The 18441-nt window shown below is 68.3% G+C and carries 16 protein-coding genes; 6 read left to right on the top strand and 10 right to left on the bottom strand.

The window, feature by feature from the left end; translation table 11 throughout:
• The first annotated feature begins 34 nt into the window (after positions 1-34).
• Positions 35-1420 (top strand): formimidoylglutamate deiminase, encoded by a 1386-nt coding sequence (locus NVS83_RS19040; protein ID WP_258740721.1) that lies wholly within the window; start codon positions 35-37, stop codon positions 1418-1420.
• Positions 1421-1431: 11 nt separating this feature from the next.
• Complete coding sequence (locus NVS83_RS19035) at positions 1432-1824, top strand: RidA family protein (protein WP_258733235.1); 393 nt, start codon at positions 1432-1434, stop codon at positions 1822-1824.
• Between the two features lie 3 nt (positions 1825-1827).
• On the opposite strand, the gene mdoH is transcribed toward NVS83_RS19035, so the two are convergent.
• From mdoH to NVS83_RS19000, 7 genes are all read right to left on the bottom strand, one after another.
• On the bottom strand, positions 1828-3969 hold the full coding sequence (gene mdoH, locus NVS83_RS19030) for a glucans biosynthesis glucosyltransferase MdoH (protein ID WP_258740719.1): 2142 nt from the start codon (positions 3967-3969) through the stop codon (positions 1828-1830).
• 5 nt (positions 3970-3974) lie between these two features.
• Positions 3975-5519 carry an OpgD/OpgG family glucan biosynthesis protein gene (locus tag NVS83_RS19025; RefSeq protein WP_258740718.1) on the bottom strand — a complete coding sequence of 515 codons (1545 nt, stop codon included), beginning with the start codon at positions 5517-5519 and terminating at the stop codon, positions 3975-3977.
• A 184-nt stretch (positions 5520-5703) separates the two neighbouring features.
• Positions 5704-6408, bottom strand: a complete 705-nt coding sequence (locus NVS83_RS19020; protein WP_258733238.1) for a fumarylacetoacetate hydrolase family protein — start codon at positions 6406-6408, stop codon at positions 5704-5706.
• Positions 6408-7160, bottom strand: a complete 753-nt coding sequence (locus tag NVS83_RS19015) for an ABC transporter permease (RefSeq protein ID WP_258740717.1) — start codon at positions 7158-7160, stop codon at positions 6408-6410. The genes NVS83_RS19020 and NVS83_RS19015 overlap by 1 nt, the downstream gene beginning before the upstream one ends.
• A gap of 10 nt (positions 7161-7170) precedes the next feature.
• Positions 7171-7977 (bottom strand): ABC transporter ATP-binding protein, encoded by an 807-nt coding sequence (locus tag NVS83_RS19010; protein ID WP_258733240.1) that lies wholly within the window; start codon positions 7975-7977, stop codon positions 7171-7173.
• Positions 7978-7979: 2 nt separating this feature from the next.
• Positions 7980-8810, bottom strand: a complete 831-nt coding sequence (locus tag NVS83_RS19005; RefSeq protein WP_258740715.1) for an ABC transporter permease — start codon at positions 8808-8810, stop codon at positions 7980-7982.
• A 10-nt stretch (positions 8811-8820) separates the two neighbouring features.
• Positions 8821-9756 (bottom strand): ABC transporter substrate-binding protein, encoded by a 936-nt coding sequence (locus tag NVS83_RS19000; RefSeq protein ID WP_374114572.1) that lies wholly within the window; start codon positions 9754-9756, stop codon positions 8821-8823.
• A gap of 251 nt (positions 9757-10007) precedes the next feature.
• Here NVS83_RS19000 and NVS83_RS18995 point away from each other — a divergent pair, with 251 nt between their 5' ends.
• The 3 genes from NVS83_RS18995 (at position 10008) to NVS83_RS18985 (ending at position 13039) form a co-directional block, all read left to right on the top strand.
• Positions 10008-10715: a FadR/GntR family transcriptional regulator gene (locus NVS83_RS18995; RefSeq protein WP_258733243.1), complete on the top strand. Its 708-nt coding sequence runs from the start codon at positions 10008-10010 to the stop codon at positions 10713-10715.
• Between the two features lie 177 nt (positions 10716-10892).
• Positions 10893-11852, top strand: coding sequence for a phosphate acetyltransferase (locus NVS83_RS18990; RefSeq protein ID WP_258740714.1), 960 nt, complete (start codon positions 10893-10895; stop codon positions 11850-11852).
• Between the two features lie 2 nt (positions 11853-11854).
• Positions 11855-13039 (top strand): acetate/propionate family kinase, encoded by a 1185-nt coding sequence (locus NVS83_RS18985; RefSeq protein WP_258740713.1) that lies wholly within the window; start codon positions 11855-11857, stop codon positions 13037-13039.
• Between the two features lie 40 nt (positions 13040-13079).
• Here the strand turns inward: NVS83_RS18985 and NVS83_RS18980 are convergent, their stop codons facing one another.
• On the bottom strand, positions 13080-13763 hold the full coding sequence (locus NVS83_RS18980) for a hypothetical protein (protein WP_258740712.1): 684 nt from the start codon (positions 13761-13763) through the stop codon (positions 13080-13082).
• The gene (locus NVS83_RS18975; protein ID WP_258740711.1) at positions 13760-15979 is read right to left on the bottom strand and encodes a polysaccharide biosynthesis tyrosine autokinase; all 2220 of its coding nucleotides are present in this window, start codon (positions 15977-15979) and stop codon (positions 13760-13762) included. The genes NVS83_RS18980 and NVS83_RS18975 overlap by 4 nt, the downstream gene beginning before the upstream one ends.
• Positions 15980-16262: 283 nt before the next feature.
• On the opposite strand from NVS83_RS18975, the gene NVS83_RS18970 reads away from it, so the two are divergent.
• Complete coding sequence (locus tag NVS83_RS18970) at positions 16263-16877, top strand: polysaccharide biosynthesis/export family protein (protein ID WP_258740710.1); 615 nt, start codon at positions 16263-16265, stop codon at positions 16875-16877.
• A gap of 98 nt (positions 16878-16975) precedes the next feature.
• On the opposite strand, the gene NVS83_RS18965 is transcribed toward NVS83_RS18970, so the two are convergent.
• Complete coding sequence (locus NVS83_RS18965) at positions 16976-18415, bottom strand: O-antigen ligase family protein (RefSeq protein ID WP_258740709.1); 1440 nt, start codon at positions 18413-18415, stop codon at positions 16976-16978.
• Positions 18416-18441: the final 26 nt, after the last annotated feature.

The following is an 18441-nucleotide window of genomic DNA, read 5'->3' as shown; positions in this document are numbered from 1 at the left end:
GGCTTGTCCATAGCGTCGAGGGAGAGATGCCGCGATGACCCGCCTCTGGTTCGAGACCGCCCTCCTTCCCACCGGCTGGGCGTCGGACGTCGCGATCGACATGGTGAGGGGACAGATAGCGGCCGTCACCCCCGGCACCGCGCCTTCGGCGGGTGACGAGCGCCATGCCCTCGCCCTGCCCGGCCTGCCCAATCTCCACAGCCATGCCTTCCAGCGCGCCTTCGCCGGCGGCACCGAGGTGCGCGGCCCCACCGGCGACAGCTTCTGGACCTGGCGCGAAGCCATGTATCGCGCGGTCGACCGCATGGACCCGGAGGATGTCGAGGCCATCGCCGCGCAGGTCTATGTGGAGATGCTGGAGGCCGGCTACACCCGCGTCGGCGAATTCCATTATCTCCACCACGACCGCGACGGCTCGGCCTATGCCGATATCGGCGAGCTCGCCCAGCGCATCGCGGCGGCGGCGCAGCAGACCGGCATCGCCCTCACCCTGCTGCCGGTGTTCTACGCCCATGGCGGCTTCGGTGCTCAGGCGCCCAATTACGGCCAGCGCCGCTTCATAAACGATGTCAACAGCTTCGGGCGACTTATTGAATCGGCCCGGAAGGCGGCGGCGGCCCTGCCGGACGCCGTCGTCGGCATCGCGCCACACAGCCTGCGCGCCGCGACCGCCGAGGAGATCGCCGCGATCCTGCCGCTGGCCGAAGGCGGTCCGGTCCACATCCACGTCGCCGAGCAGACCAAGGAGGTGGAGGACTGCATCGCCTGGTCCGGCCGCCGGCCGGTCGAGCACCTGCTCGACAATGCCCCGGTCGACGGGCGCTGGTGCCTGATCCACGCCACCCACATGACCGGCGAGGAAACCCGTCGCATGGCGGCGAGCGGCGCGGTGGCGGGGCTGTGCCCGATCACCGAGGCCAATCTCGGCGACGGCATCTTCCCGGCGCCGGACTTCGTGGCCGCCGGCGGGCGCTACGGCGTCGGCTCCGATTCCAACGTGCTGATCGACGTCGCCGGCGAGCTGCGCCTGCTGGAATATTCCCAGCGCCTCGCCCATCGCGTCCGCAACGTCCTCGCCATCAGCGAGGGCAAGTCGACCGGCGGCGCGCTGTTCGCGGCGGCGCTGGAGGGCGGCGCGCAGGCGCTCGGGGCGCCGACCCCGGAAGCTCAGGCGCTCGGCACCCGCGCCGGGCTGGCCATTGGCGCGCCGGCGGACATCGTCACCCTCGACATCAACCACCCCGCCCTCGCCGGCCGCAAGGGCGCGGCGGCGCTCGACGCCTGGATCTTCGCAGCGGCGCGTCCGGCCGTTGACTGCGTCTGGCGGCGCGGCGACAAGCTGGTGGTGGGCGGCCGCCACCGCGCCCGCCTGCCGGTCGAGGCGCGCTTCCGCGCCGCGCTGGGCCGAATCGCGTCCTGATGGAGAGATCGATGGCGCCGCAGTTCTTCATGGTCCCCGGCGCCCCGACGCCGGTCGCCCCGTTCAGCCACGCCGTCGAGGCCGATGGCTGGGTCTTCGTCACCGGCCAGATGCCGACCTGGCCGGACGACGATTCCCGCCCCCTGCCCGAGGGCGTCGAGGCGCAGACCCGGCGGGTGATGGACAATCTGGTGCTGGTGCTCGCCGGCATCGGCCTCGACCTCAGCCATGTCGTTCAGGCGCGCATCTACCTCACCGAGTTCAAGCGCGACTACCCGGCGATGAACGCGGCCTATGCGTCCTATTTCCCGGCCGACCGGCGCCCGGCGCGCACCTGCATCGGCGTCACCGGCCTCGCGCGCGACGCGCTGGTCGAGATCGACTTCGTCGCCCGCCGGCCCTGAGGCTTACCGCCGCGCCAGCGCGAGGAGACCGTCCAGAGTCGCGGCATCGCCGAGCGCGGCGACCTTCTCGCGCGGGGCGAGGAGGCCGAGCGCCGTCTCCAGATCGCGCGCATCCTCCACCTTCGCCCGCGCCACCAGCCGCTCGGGCGCATAGTCGCCCGCCTGGCGCTCGCCGCCATCGGCGAGCATCGCGCGGTGGGCGGCGAGCAGCTCGGGGTCCTGCACCAGCCGCTCCACCGCTTCGCCGCTCTCCTGCTGGCTGTCGATCTCCTGCGCGAACTGCCAGGCGCGCGTGAGCACCTCGGGCGGGTGCGCCTCCTCCGGTATGGTCATGAGCCCGGCGAAGAGCCGGCGCACGCCGCCGGTCCACACCACCAGCGGCACGGCCAGCACCAGCCCGAGCACCACCGGCGTCATCCACAGGAACAGCGGCAGCGAGATCGCCAGCGCCGCCCCGCCCAGCAGCACGCCGAACAGCGTGTGCGGCGTGAAATGCTTCAGCGTCTCGGGCACGCTCACGCTGCCATCGTCACGGCGCTGCGGCTGCCAGCCGCCGTCCTGCCCGGCGAGGATGCCCATCACCGCCGCCGACTGCGCCAGCATCATCACCGGCGCAGCGAGGCCGGCGATCAGCGTCTCGCTCAGCAGCCCCGCCAGCGCCCGCAGGCCGCCGCCGAAGCCGCGCCGCACCTCGCCATGGCGCAGCATCAGCAGGTAGCCGATGAGCTTGGGCGCCAGCAGCACCGCCATGGTGCCGATGAACACCCAGGCGGCGCGGATCGGGTCCTGCGCCGGCCAGCTCGGGAACAGCGAGAATTCGGACGGGAAATAGTCCGGCGGCACGAAGCGCGCCTGCAGGGCGGTGAGCAGGCCGGCGAGCAGCATGGCGAGCCATAGCGGCGCCGTCACATAAGAGCCGATGCCGACCAGCATGTGCATCCGGCTGACCAGGTGCAGCCCCCGCGCCGGCAGCACCGCCGCGTGCTGGAGGTTTCCCTGGCACCAGCGCCGGTCGCGCACGGCGAGGTCGGTGAGCGAGGGCGGGCCCTCCTCGTAGGAGCCCTCCAGCCACGGCACCATGTGCACGGCCCAGCCGCCGCGCCGGATCAGCGCCGCCTCGACGAAGTCGTGGCTGAGGATGTGCCCGCCGAACGGCTTGCGCCCGGTGAGGTGCGGCAGCCCGGCGCATCCGGCGAAGGCGCGGGTGCGGATGATGGCGTTGTGGCCCCAGTAATTGCTCTCCGGCCCGTGCCACCAGGCGAGGCCGCGCGCGATCAGCGGCCCGTAGAGCCGGCCGGCGAACTGCTGCATGCGGGCGAACAGCGTGCGCCCGCCCACGATCACCGGCAGGGTCTGGATCAGCCCGACCTTGGGGTTGCTCTCCATGGCGGCGGCGATGCGCACCACGCAGTCGCCGCTCATCACGCTGTCGGCGTCGAGCACCAGCATGCACTCATAGGCGCCGCCGAAACGGGTCACCCATTCGGCGATATTGCCGGCCTTGCGGTCGATGTTGCGGGCGCGGCGGCGGTAGAACAGGCGCTCGCCGCCGCCGGTGCGCTCGCGCAGCGCGAGGAACGCGGCCTCCTCCTCGACCCACACATCGGCATCGGTGGTGTCGCTGAGGATGAAGAAGTCGAATGCCTCGATCGCACCGGTCGCCGCGATCGATTCATAGGTCGCCTGCAGCCCGCCGAACACCCGCGCCGGCGCCTCGTTATAGGTCGGCATCAGGATCGCGGTCCGCTGCGTCAGCGCGGGCAGCGGCGCGGACGGGTCGATGCCGAGTTCACCCGGGCGATGGCTCAGCATGGCGATCGCCCCGCCGAGCGCATTGGTGAAGGAAAAGCCGATCCAGGCGAACAGCACCACGAACAGGCCGAGCACCGCCATTTCCAGCAGCGTCAGCCCGCCGACCTCCAGCACCTCGTACATCTCATAGGCCGCGAAGCCCGTCATCAGCGCGGCCCCACCGATGACGAAGAGCCGCCGGACGATCAGAGAACCGCGCAGCGCCGGCGGATGAAGCGCCTCCACCCGCTCGGCGAGCGACTGCTCGGGCATATCGATCGGCGCCGGCGGGGGAAGCGCGGGCGCGATGGAGGGCGGCAGGGCCGCGATCCCGCCGCTGGGTTCGGCGCGCATGGTCGCTACGCCGTCCATCGATAGACCCAGGTCTCGGCCAGCTTCTCCTCGCCGCGCAGGAACTCGGCGCGCATCTCGGAAAGGTCGGCGCCCTGCGGCTCGAAGTTGAACGAGATCCGCCATCCCTGAATGTCGGGATTGGGCCGGAGCACGATGTCCGACACCTTGCCCTTGCTGGCCGTCACCGCGGCGGAGAGGCCATCGGGTGAGAGGCCCTTCACCTTGTCGCCGACCACGTCGAGCACGAACAGCCGGCGCTCGTCCGTGCCGCCCACGCGCGTGGCGCCGAAGCGGCCGATATCCGCCTTGTCGGGCCCGTCCCAGCCCCAGTGCAGGCGGTAGGTGCTGTAATACTCGCGGCCCTTGCGCAGCGGTTCCTTCGGACGCCAGAAGGCGACGATGTTGTCGTGCACCTCCTCGGGCGTGGGGATCTCGACCAGGATCACCGCGCCGTCCCCCCAATCGCCGATTGGTTCGACCCAGACGCTGGGGCGCTTCTCGTAGCGTGCCTCGAGGTCCTGATAGTCGAAGAAGGAGCGCTGGCGCTGCATCAGCCCGAAGCCACGCATATTGGTGCTGGCGAAGGAGGAAATCTGCAGCCGCGAGGGGTTCGACAGCGGCCGCCACAGCCGCTCCCCGGTGCCGGTGAGGATGGAGAGCCCGTTGGCGTCGCACACCATGGGGCGGAAATCGTCGACGCCCTCGCGGTCGTTCGGGCCGAACATGAACATGCTGGTCAGCGAGCCGATCCCGACCTGGTCGACATCGACCCGCGGGTAGAGCGTCATCTCCACCGTGATCAGCGTCGAGTCGCCGGGGCGGATGGTGAAGCGGTGCGCCGCCGCCGCGCTCGGGCTGTCGAGCAGCGCGTGCACGACCACCGAATCGACGCCCGGCTGCGGCTTCTCGATCCAGAACGCCTTGAAGATCGGGAACTCCTCGCCGCCGGAGTCGCCGGTCTTGATGGAGAGGCCGCGCGCTGAGGTGCCGTAGCCCTGCCCCTTGCCGATGGCGCGGAAATAGCTCGCGCCCTGGAACACCGCGACCTCGTCGAAATAGTCCGGCCGGTTGATCGGGCTGTGCAGCCGGAAGCCCGAAAAGCCGAGGTCGAGCTTCGGGTCGGGCGCCTTCAGCCCGTGCTCGAAGCGGAACATGTTGGGGTTGTAGGGGAGCAGCTGCGCCTTGCCGCCGTCGACGAGATGGATGTCGACCTTGTCGCGGAACAGGAAGCCGCGATGCAGGAGCTGCACCTGGAACTTCGAATCGTCGCCCCGCCACAGCGCCTGGTCGGCGTTGAAGCGGATGTTGCGGTAGTCGTCATAGCTGAGCTTGTCGAGCTCGGACGGCAGGCTGCGGTCGCTCGCGGCGTAGGGCTGGGTGGCGAGCTCGCGGGCAAGCTGGCGCACGGTCTGGGCGTCGAACGGGCTTTCCTTGCCGGTCTTGCCGGCCTCCGCCTCGGCGGGCGCGATTCCCCCGGACATCAGCATGCCCGGCAACGCCGCCAACGCCGGCACCAGCGCGGCCCCGATCAACACCTCCCGACGACGCATGCCCGACCTCGCTTTCCCCATCGTGCCGCGGATGCTGCGTCGCGGCACCGGAACAAGCGCTGAACGGGAATTCGGTTCCCGCGCGGTGGTATCGCGCGAGGGCGTGCGTAGAGGGGCCCGCGCCGGAACAAAAAAACCCGCCGGCCACGAGGGCCGACGGGTGGGCAGGCGGGAATCGGTCGGCTCAGACGACCTTGACGGTGAGCGTGGCGACGCCGTCTACGCCGCCTTCCATCACGTCGCCGCGCTGGATCGCGCCGACGCCGGCAGGCGTGCCGGACATGATGACGTCGCCGGGCTGCAGCTCGAACAGGCCGGAAAGGTAGGAGATCATCTCCGGCACCTTCCAGATCATCTGGTTGAGGTCGCCGATCTGGCGCTGCGTGCCATTGACGTTCAGCCACAGCTTGCCCTGGTCGGGGTGGCCGATCTTCGAGGCCGGGATCAGCGCCGAGCACGGGGCGGATGCCTCGAACGACTTGCCGACTTCCCACGGGCGGCCAAGCTTCTTGGCCTCGCCCTGCAGGTCGCGGCGGGTCATGTCGAGACCGACACCGTAGCCCCACACATGCTCCATGGCCTTTTCGACCGGGATGTTGACGCCGCCCTTACCGAGCGCGACCAGCATCTCCATCTCGAAATGCACGTCGCTGGACTTGTCCGGATAGGGGAAGGTGCCGTTGGTGATGACGTTGTCCGGGTTCTTCTGGAAGAAGAAGGGCGGCTCCTTGTTGGGATCGTGGCCCATCTCGATCGCATGCTCGGCATAGTTGCGACCGACGCAGTAGATGCGGTGGATCGGGAACAGCTTGTCCGAATCCGCGACAGGCAGCGTCGGAATGCCGGGCGGCGTGATCACATAGGCGGAAGTGTCGATAGGCGCGTTCATCAGCGTGCTCCAGCGTAATAGTCGACGCGTTTTTCAATGGATTCGATAAGGGCGGACAACGCCATGGCGACGATGAACAGGATGATCGTCAGCGCCCAGAAGTTGTCCATGTCGAAGTTGCGGGAATACATCTCGAACAGCGCGCCGTAGCCGATGATCGAGACCAGCAACTGGCCGATCACCACGCCCTTGACGCCGCGGACGACGCCCAGCCGGATGCCGGCCAGGATCTCCGGCAGCGCCGCGAGCAGGATGATCTTGGTGTAGAGCTCGAAGGGCGAGGCCCCGTAGCTCTTCCCCATCTCGACGAGCGAGGGGGGCACGCTCTGAATGCCGGCGCGCGTGTCCAGCACGATGATCCACACGGCGAACAGGAACACGGTGACCACCACCGTGGTGTCGCCCATGCCGAACAGGATCATCAGCACCGGCACCAGCGCCGAGAGCGGCGCCGAGACGAAGATGTTGACCCAGATGCCGAACAGTTCGTCCGCCGCCTTGAACCGGCCCATCAGCACGCCGAGCACGACGCCGGCGATGATGGCGAAGAACATGCCGATCAGGAAGCTGTTCAGCGTCGTCACCGCCGCCGACTGCCAGCTCCCGGTCTGCACCAGGTGGAACGCCGCCACCAGCACCTCGGACAGCGGCGGGATGAGGAACATCACCCCGGAGCGTCCCACCACTTCCCAGATCACGCACCAGAAGATGAGCGAGGCCATCATCGGCACGCGGTAGCCAAAGAGTGTCATGGCTCCCTCCTCAGTCGACGTAGCGCTTGAGGCCCTGCCAGATCTCCTCGACCGTATCGAGATAGCCCTGGTCACGGCGGATGGCATCGGGACTTTCGTTGTGGTCGATGTCCGGCTCGATCACCTGCGCGATGCGCCCCGGCCGGCGGGACAGGATGACGATGCGGTCCGAGCAGTAGACCGCCTCCTCGATCGAGTGGGTGACGAAGATGAAGGTCTTCTTCTCCAGCTCGACGAGGCGCAGCAGGTCTTCCTGGAACTTGCGGCGGTTCTGCTCGTCCACGGCCGAGAACGGCTCGTCGAGCAGCAGCACGTCCGCGTTCACCGCGAAGGCGCGGGCGAGGCCGACGCGCTGGCGCATGCCGCCGGAGAGCTCGTGCGGATACTTGTTCTCGAAGCCGGTCAGGCCGACCTCGGCGATGTACTTGCGGGCGATCGACTGGCGCTCGTCCTTGCCCATGCCCTTCAGCTCGAGGCCGAAGGCGACGTTGCGCATCACCGTCGCCCACGGCATCAGCGCGAAGTCCTGGAACACGAAGGCGCGCTCCGGGCCCGGGCCGGTGACGACCTTGCCGTTGACCCGGATCTCGCCGGAGGTGGCGGGGATCAGGCCGGCGATGATCTTGAGCAGCGTGGTCTTGCCGCAGCCGGAGGGGCCCAGCAGCGTCGTCAGCTTGCCGACCGGGAAGTCGAGGTCGATCGAGCGCAGCGCCTCGACGTCGTTATACATCTTGCAGACGCCGCGCACCTCGACGGCGACGTCGGCGCCGGAAGGCTGGGAGGCGGCCGCGGTGGCCTGGGCCGTGATATTCCGCATGGTCAGGACCTTCTCTTCTCGGGGCGCAGCACGCGAAGCTCGAAAGCCTCAAGCGCGGCCAGCGTCAGGGTCGACACCAGGATGATGGAGACGACGGCGGCGTACATCTCGGGATAGTCCGCCACCGAGCGGTGATAGGTGATGAGGTCGCCGATGCCGGTCGGGGTGATCAGCAGCTCGGCGAGGATCACGCCGATGAAGCCGGCGGCGAGGCCGAGGCGCAGGCCGGCGAAGATGACCGGGCTGGCATCGGGGATGATGATCTTGGTGATGCGCTGCCACCAGGTGCCCTGGAACGAGTAGCACATGGCCACCAGCGAGGGATTGGCGTTGCGCACCGCCTTGTAGCCGTTGAGCGCGATCACCGGCAGGGCGAGCATGATCACCGCCAGCGTCTTCGACAGCAGGCCGATGCCGTACACGAAGGTGATGAGCGGGATCAGCGCCGCCATCGGCGCCGCCTGCAGCACCACGAATACCGGGGCGATCAGCCACTCGGAGAAGCGCGACAGCCCCATGACGATGCCGAGCGTCACGCCAAGGATGGCGGAGATGGCCACGCCGATGACGAGCGGCTGCAGCGTCTGCCCGTAGGCGGCGATGAGCGAGCCGTCGAGCAGCATCTCGATGAAGGCGCGCAGCGTCTCGAGGAAGGTCGGGAAGGCGAAGCTGATAGGGATGCGGCCGGCGATCTCCCAGGCCAGGCAGAAAATACCGATCGACACGATGCGGAAGATCGATGCGCGATGCCGTGCCAGCCTCTGCCGCAGCGGCGAGGCCTCGGGCGGGTGGACGGCTCGCGAGGAGCCGTCCAGATGTGCGGGAGCCACCATCCGCTCCGCCTCAGTTCGTGCCGACCTTGGCGAGGGCACGGTTCAGCGGACCGAGGTCCCAGAAGTCCTCGACCTTCAGCTCCGAGGGGTTGCCCTGGATCTGGCCGGCGATGGTGTAGAAGTCGAAGTCGTCCTTCGCCGCCGCCTCGCCGCCGCCGTTCGCGGGGAAGGCGCCGTTCTTCGCCAGCTCGGTGAAGAAGGGCGTGATCTCGGCGACCTGGTCGGCCGGCAGATCGGGGACGAGATTGTACTTCTTGCGCCACTCGGCGACGACCGCCGGGTTCTTGTTCACCTCACGCCAGGTGGTGAGGATCGACTCGACGATGACGTCGACTTCCTTCTGGTGGCTCTTGAGGAAGTCCTCGCGAGCGAACAGCACCTCGTCGGAGGCGTGCACGCCTTCCATCGGCAGCACGATGAACTTGCCCGGCGCCTTCTCCTGCAGGAGGTTGCGGCCGTTGGAGTCGACGATGCTGGCCTTGACGTTGCCCTGGAGCAGCGCGCCGGTGCGCACCTCGGAACCCGGGATGTAGCTGATCTTCGAATATTCGATGTCGTTGCGCTTGGCCATCAGCTTCATGATGGCCTCGGTGCCCGAGCCGCGCGAATGCACCGCGACTTCCTGCCCGTCGAGATCCTTCCAGGTCTTGTAGAACTCGGAATTGACGATCGGGTAGAACTGCAGCGTCGAGAGCTGCAGGAACATGCGCACCGGCACCTTCACCTTCTGGATGAGGGCGTAGGGGCCGCCGACGCCGATATCCGCCTGCCCGCTGACCACGGCCTGGGCCGCGATGTCCTCGGACTTGAGATAGGTCATCTGGATGTCGACGCCCTTCTCCTTGGCGAGCTCGAAGGCGGCGAGCAGGTGGAGGTTCTCGACACTCGCGATGTCGCCATAGGCGACCCGCACGGTGGCCTGCGCCGGCGCGGCGAAGGCGAGCATGGCGCCGCATGCGAGTGCAGCGGCTGATCCTGTAAGGCGTGAGATTTTCATGGGGACCTTCCTGAACATTCCGTTCTCCCGTTATTTTCCGCGGTTGATCCACGGTCGCCCCTAACCCCGCGAGGTTAGAAACCAATTTCTTTTTGGTTTATATTGGCCGCAGCGGCAGGTCAAGACGGATCGCTTGACCTTGCCCGGATTGCGTTCCATAGAGTGGACCAATACTGAGTTTGGTCAAACCGATTCAACCGATGCTGACGCCGAACGACGCACACCCCGAAAAGACCATTGTGACCCAATTGCGCGCCTATCTGGCCCAGACCGACCTCCCCGAGGATGGCCGGCTGCCGCCCGAGCGCGAGCTTTCGGCGGCGCTCGGCGTGTCGCGCACGGAGCTGCGCAAGGCGCTGGACGTGCTGGAGTCGGAAGGTCAGCTCTGGCGCCATGTCGGCAAGGGAACCTTCGTCGGAAGCCGTCCGCTCGACACCTTCGCCGACATCGCCGCGCTCGCGCGCCGCTCCAATCCGGCCGAGGTCATGCGCGCCCGCCTCGTCATCGAGCCGGAGATCGCCCGCGCCGCCGCCTTCACCGCCACGCCCGCGGCCATTTCCGAGATGCGGCTGTGCCTCGCCCGCTCGCGCCAGGCCGACACCTGGCGGCAATATGAGGGCTGGGACACGCGCCTGCACCGCACCATCGCCGAGGCGACGCAGAACAGCCTGCTGGTCGGCCTGTTCGACACGCTGAACGCGGTGCGCCGCGCCGTCACCTGGGGCCGGCTGCGGACCGCCCCGTTGCGCCCGCTGCCGAGCCATCACAGCTTCACCGAGCATGAGATGATCGTCGACGCCATCGAGCACCGCGACATGGCCGGCGCGGCGACCGCCATGCGCACCCATCTCCAGACGGTGGAGCGCAAGCTGCTCGAAAAGCAGATGCGCGCGGCCAACGAGGGCTGATCCCCCTCCCCGACCTGCTGCCTCCTCGCCCGGTTTTCGCGTCCTTCGGGGCTGCCCGGCCGGCCGGAATCGTCCATGATTGCGGCAGGTCAAGGAGCCGGCGTGCCGGAGCGGGTCTGTGTCATCGCAACGACGATGCGGCCGGCCTAGGCTGCGTGCGAGACGGAGACCAGCCGCATGGACAGCACCACCGGGCACGTGACGCACCGCCACGGCCACTACAAGGAGCTCATCGCCCGCGCCGCGCAGGTCGGGCCGATGACCACGGCGGTCGCCCACCCTTGCGATGAATCCTCGCTTCTCGGCGCCGTCGACGCCGCCAAGGCCGGGCTGATCGTCCCGGTATTGGTCGGCCCCTCGGCCCGCATCGCCGCGGCGGCGAAGACCGCCGGGGTGGACCTCGCCGGCATCGAGATCGTGGACACGCCGCACAGCGTCGCCTCCGCCGCAAAGGCGGTCGAGCTGGTTCGGCAGGGCCATACCGTCCTGATGATGAAGGGCAGCCTCCACAGCGACGAACTGCTGGAGGCCATCACCGCCCACGACACGGGGCTGCGCACCGGCCGGCGCATCAGCCACGTCTTCATCATGGACGTGCCGTCCTATTCCGAGCCGCTCTTCGTCACCGACGCGGCGGTGAACATCTTTCCCGACCTCGACGACAAGCACGACATCGTCCAGAACGCGGTCGACCTGCATGTCGGCCTGGGACTCGGCCGGCCGCGCGTCGCCGTGCTCTCGGCGGTGGAGACGGTCACCACGCGCATCCCCTCCACCATAGAGGCGGCGGCGCTGTGCAAGATGGCCGAGCGCGGCCAGATCACCGGCTGCGACATCGACGGCCCGCTCGCGCTCGACAACGCCATCAGCCCCGAGGCCGCCCGCATCAAGGGCATCGTCTCGCCCGTGGCCGGGCGGGCGCAGATACTGGTGGTGCCGGACCTCGAGGCCGGCAACATGCTGGCCAAGAATCTCAGCTTCATGGCCGGCGCGGACGCGGCCGGCATCGTGCTCGGTGCGCGGGTGCCGGTGATCCTCACCAGCCGCGCCGACACGCTCAAGACCCGCCTCGCCTCCTGCGCGGTCGCGGTGCTCTACGCGCAGGCCCGGCTGCGCGAACCCAAGCTTGGAGGTTAGCGGTGACCGATACGCTTTTCGTCGTCAATGCGGGCTCGTCGAGCATCAAGTTCAAGCTCTTCGGCGTCGCGGGCGACGATCTCACGCTCATGATCGGCGGCGCGCTCGACGGCATCGGCACGCGCCCGCGCCTCAAGGCCACGGGCGGGGATGGCGGGGTATTGGTCGAGCGCAGCTTCGAGCCGGGCGAGATCGCCCACGCCTCCGACGCGCAGCACGCCATCGCCGACTGGCTCGCCCCGCTGCTCGCGGAGCACCGGCTGATCGGCGTCGGCCATCGGGTGGTGCATGGCGGGCCGCACTACAACCATCCCGTCCTGGTCGACGACGACGTCATCCGCACGCTGGAGAGCTTCATCCCGCTGGCCCCGCTCCACCAGCTCACCAATCTCGACCCGATCCGCGTGATCCGCCAGCGCCGGCCGGACCTGCCGCAGGTCGCCTGCTTCGACACTGCCTTCCACCGCGACCACCCCGAGATCGCCGACCACTTCGCCCTGCCCCGCGCGCTCTATGAGGACGGCGTGCGGCGCTACGGCTTTCACGGGCTTTCCTACGAATATGTCTCCTCGCGGCTGGAGGAGCTGGCGCCGGACATCGCGAAGGGCCGCGTGGTCATCGGCCACCTCGGCTCGGGTGCCTCCGCCTGCGCGTTGCTCGAGGGGCGCAGCATGGACTGCACCATGAGCTTCACCGCGCTCGACGGCCTGCCCATGGGCACGCGCTGCGGTGCGCTCGACGCCGGCGTCGTGCTCCACCTCATCGAGCAGAAGGGCATGAGCTCGGCCGAGGTCGGCCATATGCTCTATCACGACAGCGGCCTGAAGGGCCTGTCCGGCATCAGCGGCGACATGCGCGAGCTGCTGGCGAGCCCGAAGCCCGAAGCGGCGCTCGCGGTCGACTATTTCGCGCTGCACGTCGCCCAGGCCGTCGCCCGGCACGCGGTCACCCTCGGCGGCATCGACGCGCTGGTGTTCACCGCCGGCATCGGCGAGCACGCGCCGGAGATTCGCGCCCGGATCTGTGCCCGCCTCGCCTTCCTCGGCATCGCGCTCGACGAGGCGCGCAATGCCGCGAACGAGGTCCGGCTCGATAGTGGCGGCGCGGTGCAGGTGCTGGCGGTGCCGACCGATGAAGAGCTGATGATCGCCCGCCACACGCTGCACCTGCTCGGCGCGCCGCACTGACGGCCCCGGCGGGCGGGTCCCGCGGGCGCGGCGGATTTCGTCAGAAGGTCTCGGGCTCGTAGGTCGAATCGAACGCGCCATAGGCGCGCTGGATCGCCTCCCGGCGCGCCACCGGCTGGCGCCGCAGCGCATGGCGCCACCACAGCGGGTAGCGGTCATTCGCCTCGTACATCTCGAACAGCAGCGAGACCTCGGAGAAGAAGCGCCGTTTCTGCTCCTCGGTCGCGACGTCCCACATGTCCATGTCGAGGTTGACGCGCCCGACGAGCGGCACGAACTCGCGCGGCGCGGCGATGGACGACATGTCGAGCGCCCCGACGGTGACCTCGGCCGGCGCACCCGCCAGATAGGACTGGCGGGCGAGGTCGAGCCACGCCCAGCCGTTCACCGGGTCGATCCGCAACCTGTCCGCCACGTCCAGCAGCAGCGTGGCGGCGGGCGCACCGAGAAGCTGGCTGGCGACCTGATAGTCCTTGCGCGCCACCTCGCGCACGCCCGGGGTTTCGCGCCAGGGTGCGATCCGGTCGCGCAGCGAGGTTACCGGAGTGACGTAGTCGCGCTTCCAGTAGGCGCCGGAGGTCTCGCGGTCGAGTGCTCGGTCGAGCCGGTCGAAGCGCAGGAACTGGACCGCGTGAAAGATCGTGAAGCCGGCGACGGCGATGAGCAGCACCGACCACGCGGTGCTCGCGAGCCGCGGGGCCGCCCACGGCGCCGGCGCGCTCATCCGACGTAGTACTTCTTGTAGTAGGCGGAGGAATAGTAGGAATAGCGCCCGTAACGCGGGGTGCGGCGCAGGTCCACCATGTTGAGCGCGATGCCGCAGACCTTGCGGTCACCCGGCAGGCGCTCGATCGCGTGGCGCACGAACTCGCGCGCCGTCGCGTTCCAGCGCACCACGAACAGCACCTTGTCGACCAGCGGCGCCAGCACCGAGGCGTCGATCACCGGGCCGATCGGCGGCACGTCGAGCACCACGAAGTCGAAGGTCTCGCGAAGCTGCTCGATGAGGTGCTGCATGCGTGCCGAGCCGAGAAGGTCCGGCGGGTTCTGAGTCTTGGCGCCCGAGCCGAGCACATACACGCCCGACGCCTTGTCGCGATACAGAATGCCGTCGGTCGACGCGCTCTGCGCCAGCAGCTCGACCAGCCCCGGCCGGTCGGTCAGGCCGAACTGCTGCGTCACCGAGGGGCGGCGCAGGTCGCAGTCGATCAGCAGCACGCGCTTGCCCGAGGTCGCGGCCGAGACGGCGAGCGAGATGGCGAGCATGGACTTGCCCTCACCCGGCGCCGCCGAAGTGACCTCGACGATGCGCGGCGGCTCGTCGACATTGGACATCTGGATGCCCGCGCGCAGGCTCCGTATCGACTCGCTGAACCGCGACAGCGGTTTGTTGACGAGGTAGTTGACCGCCGGCACGCCTTCGGTGTTGCCCTCGCTCGTGTCTACCCATTCGATGGTCGAGAGCACCGCCAGCCCGGTCTGCTCCTCGACCTGGCGCGGGCTGTTGAAGCCGGCATTGAGCATGTCCAGCAGGGCGGCGACGCCGACCCCGAAGACGAGACCCAGCGCCGCGCCCATAGCGAGGAAGATCGAGGTCCGCGGGAAGGACGGCGTGCCGCTCGGCAGCGCCGGGGTGATGATGCGCGCGTCCTGGATATTCACCTGCGACTGCTCGGAGGTGAGCTTGGCCTGGTTCAGGAACGTCTCGTAGAGCGTGCGGTTGGCCGCCGCGTCGCGCTCGAGCTCGCGCAGGTGCACGGTGAGGGTCGATTCCTGGCCGGACTGGCCCGACGCCGCGGCGACGTTCGCCTTCATCGCGTCGGCGCGGCTCTGCGCCACCTCATAGTCGTTCTTGAGGTTGGCAACGATACGCTGCACCTCGGCATCGATCTGACGCTCGATCTCGCGGCGCTCGGCGCGCACGTTCACCACCAGCGGGTGGCGGGCGCCATAGCGCGTCACCAGGTCGGCCTCGCGCGACGAGACTTCGGCGAGCCGGCTTCGCAGATCGCCGATCACCGCCGAATGGATCACGTCGGGCAGCGCCTCGACATTGCCGCCCGACTTGATGATCTGCTCCGCCTGCTCGTATTTCGCGCGCTTGGCGGCGGCCTCGGTCTGGATCTTCACCAGCTCGGCGTTCACCTCGGAGAGCTGCTGCTGATTCAGCGTCGTCTCGCCGCCGACATCGAACAGCTTGTTGTCGTTACGGAACTGGGTGACGGCCTCTTCGGATTTCCGCAGCGAGTCGCGCAGCGACTGCAGGCGGTCCGTCAGCCAGGTCGAGGCACGGCGGGCGGCGTCGTACCGGTTCTCGAGCTGGTCGACGATGAACGCGTCGGCCACGGCATTGGCGAGCCGCGCGGCGCGGTTCGGATCGACCGAGGTGACCGACACCTGCAGGATCGCGGTCCGCGTGATCCGCGACACGGAAAGAGCGGCGCCGAGCTTGCGGATGCTGGCCCGCACGTCGGGCGGGATGTTCACGCCGTCGGCGTTCTGCGTCTGGTCGGACGCGCCGTCACGGCTGGAGAAGATCGACTTGATGGAGGCGAACACCGCCCCGATGAAGGAGGGTGACTGCGCGGAGTCGCCGAATTCGGGATCGTGGACCAGATCCTCCTTCTCGACCACGCGGCGCAGAAAGTTGACCGAGCTGATGATCGAGGTCTGGTTGTCGAAACCGGTCGGGTCCAGCACGCCGTCGAGGCCCGAGAGCTCGCCGCCCAGGTTCTGGCGCGAATTGGGATCGAGCAGGATCTGCGCCGTGCTGGTGTAGCGCGGCGTCAGCGTCATCATGATCACGATCGTCAGCGCCACGATCGACAGCGCGACCGCGAGGATCAGCCGCCAGCGGCGCGCCAGGAAATCGACGACAACATGAAGATCTACCTGGCCTTCTTCCTCGGCCTTCTGTCCGGTCGCAATCTGCCCGTGCATCTCAAACTCGTTTCAAGAACCTACCCCGAGCCGGCACGTGAAAGCGGCGGGGCCGCCGTCACTTGCGGAATTGCCAGCCGACTCGAGCGACGGCACGGATAGAACACATTATAGCTAGTCGCCCCCGGATTCATAGAGACGAACAGCGCCGGCAATGCTATGAAAAATGGCATGCTGAAGATTAGTTCGAACCCTCCTCCTGTTGCCTCTCAAGCAGATTTTGATGAAGCATAAGTTAGGTCGGGCTGCAGGAGCGTCATTCTGCAGGTGTCGTGGTAGAAAGATGCGTATCGGGAACATTGTCGTGCAACTGAATTTTCGCGAACTCCGTTCAATCCTCCGGCAGATCACGCTGCTGCTCCCCGCTCTTGTCTTTCTGTCAGCTTGTTCCGCCGTGCCGAGCGCGCCGCCGCCGGCCGCGAATGCCGCCAACCCCGTGGCTGAATACACCCTCGGCACGGGCGACCAGATTCGACTGACCGTCTTCAACGAACCGACACTTTCCGGCGAGTTCGAAATCGATGCCTCCGGTACGATCTCGATCCCGCTGATCGGCAATGTGCAGGCTTCCGGCAAGACGCCGCGCGAGCTCGAGCAGGCGATCACCACCAAGCTCGCCTCCGGCTACATGCGCGACCCGCGGGTCAATGTCGAAGTGCTGAAGTATCGCCCCTTCTACATCATCGGCGAGGTCGGCAAGCCGGGCGAGTACCCCTATCGCAACGGCATGAACCTGATGAGCGCGGTCGCCGTGGCCGGCGGCTTCACCTACCGTGCCAACGACCAGACCGTGTTCATCCGCCGCGCCGGCCAGAGCCAGGAATATTCCTATCCGGCGACCACGACCACGATGGTCTATCCCGGCGACATCGTGCGCGTGGGCGAGCGGCTGTTCTGAGGATAGCGGCGGCCAGCGGGTCATGAGGCGCGCTGCCGCCGGCCGCTCCGACGGGGCTTTCCCCGCCTAACCCTTGCCGGGCGGCGTTCCTTGCCGGTCTAAGCCGACGTATCGATCTGCCGGCTCCAGCTCTGCGCGAGCCCGGCCCCCACCAGGGTCCAGAAGGTGATCGTCACCGCCTGGATCTGAATGCTGAAGTCGACGATCGCGTGCAGGAACACCTGCGTGGCAATCGCGAGCGTCACGAGGCAGATGATTGGCCGGCTTTCGCGCCGCATGAGGCCGACCGCGACCATGCCGACCAGCCCCCCGGCCAGTGCGAAGAAGAGGATCGCTCCGGGGAAGCCCAGGTCGAACAGCAGCTCGACATAGGTGTCGTGGGCCTTGTCCCAATGCGCCTCCAGCGCAAGGTCGGCGCGGTAGACGGCGAACATGCGGTCGAAGCTGCCATAGCCGAAGCCGGTCCAGGGCACGTCCAGCGCCGCCTCGAAGGTCCGGCGGGTGACGTTGAGGCGCATCTCGCCACCGCCGGCATCCGCCAGCCTCTCGGCGAGCGCGCCGCCATAGACGAACATCAGCAGCGCGCCGCCGGCGACGATGGCGCCGATCAGGCCCAGCATGATCGCCTTGCGCCGCGCCAGCAGCCCGATCATCAGCAGCAGCATGACCGCGCCGATCAGCGTCGTCGTCACCCCGGCCCGCGAGGTGGTCCACAGCAGGGCGATGCCGATCACCACCAGCGCGACCATGAGCGGCAGGCCCACGCGCGGCGTCATCTCGATCAGCGCCGCGATGCGCTGGGCCCAGGGCGCCCCGCGCCCCGAGCCCGCGCGGCGGTAGCTCTCGAACAGCACGCCGAGCGTGGCTATCACGCCCATCCCGGCATAGGTCGCGTAGTTGTTGCGGTTGACGAAGAACGAGGTGAGGCTGTCCACATAGGCGACCTTCGGCTCCCACAGCAGGCTGTCGGGGAACAGCAGAAGCAGGACGATGCCGAAGAGCGCGTAGGCGACGGAAATGACGATGAAGCTCATCATCAGCAGGTCGGCGCGCAGCCGGTCGCGGCAGAGCTGGAGCGCGAGATAGAAGGCGGACGCGCAGGTCGCGAGCCGCATCAGCCCGATCATGCCGGCATCCGGCGCCACCGAAATGCGCCCCTCGACCACGCCGATGCCGGCTATCTGATCCAGATGGCTGCGCGCCAGCGCCCAGAAATCGTTCTGCCAGCTCGCCGGCGCGTAGGGCGTGAGCTGGAACACGATCCAGCCGATCAGCACCGCCAGCAGCACCGCGGCCCAGCCGATGCGCCGGATCGCCACTGGCCGGCGCCCGCCGGTGACGAGCTTGCCTATCTCGAACGCCGCGAGCAGCGCACTCAGCAGGACGGCGTTGAGGCTCCAGCTTATCAGGTGGTTGGAGCCGAGCGGCAGCGGCAGCCAGGCGAGGACCAGCACGAGACCGGCAAACACGAAATCGTCGACGCTTGCCGCCGGGTCGGATCGCCGGAACAGGCGCGGCCCGCGCTCCGCGGCGCGCATCCTGGCACGTCCGGAGCTGTCGCGCG

The organism is Ancylobacter mangrovi (assembly GCF_024752335.1).
Taxonomy (GTDB): Bacteria; Pseudomonadota; Alphaproteobacteria; order Rhizobiales; family Xanthobacteraceae; genus Ancylobacter; species Ancylobacter mangrovi.
The sequence above is the reverse complement of the archived record's forward strand: the minus strand, read 5'-3'. Positions and strand labels throughout refer to the sequence as shown.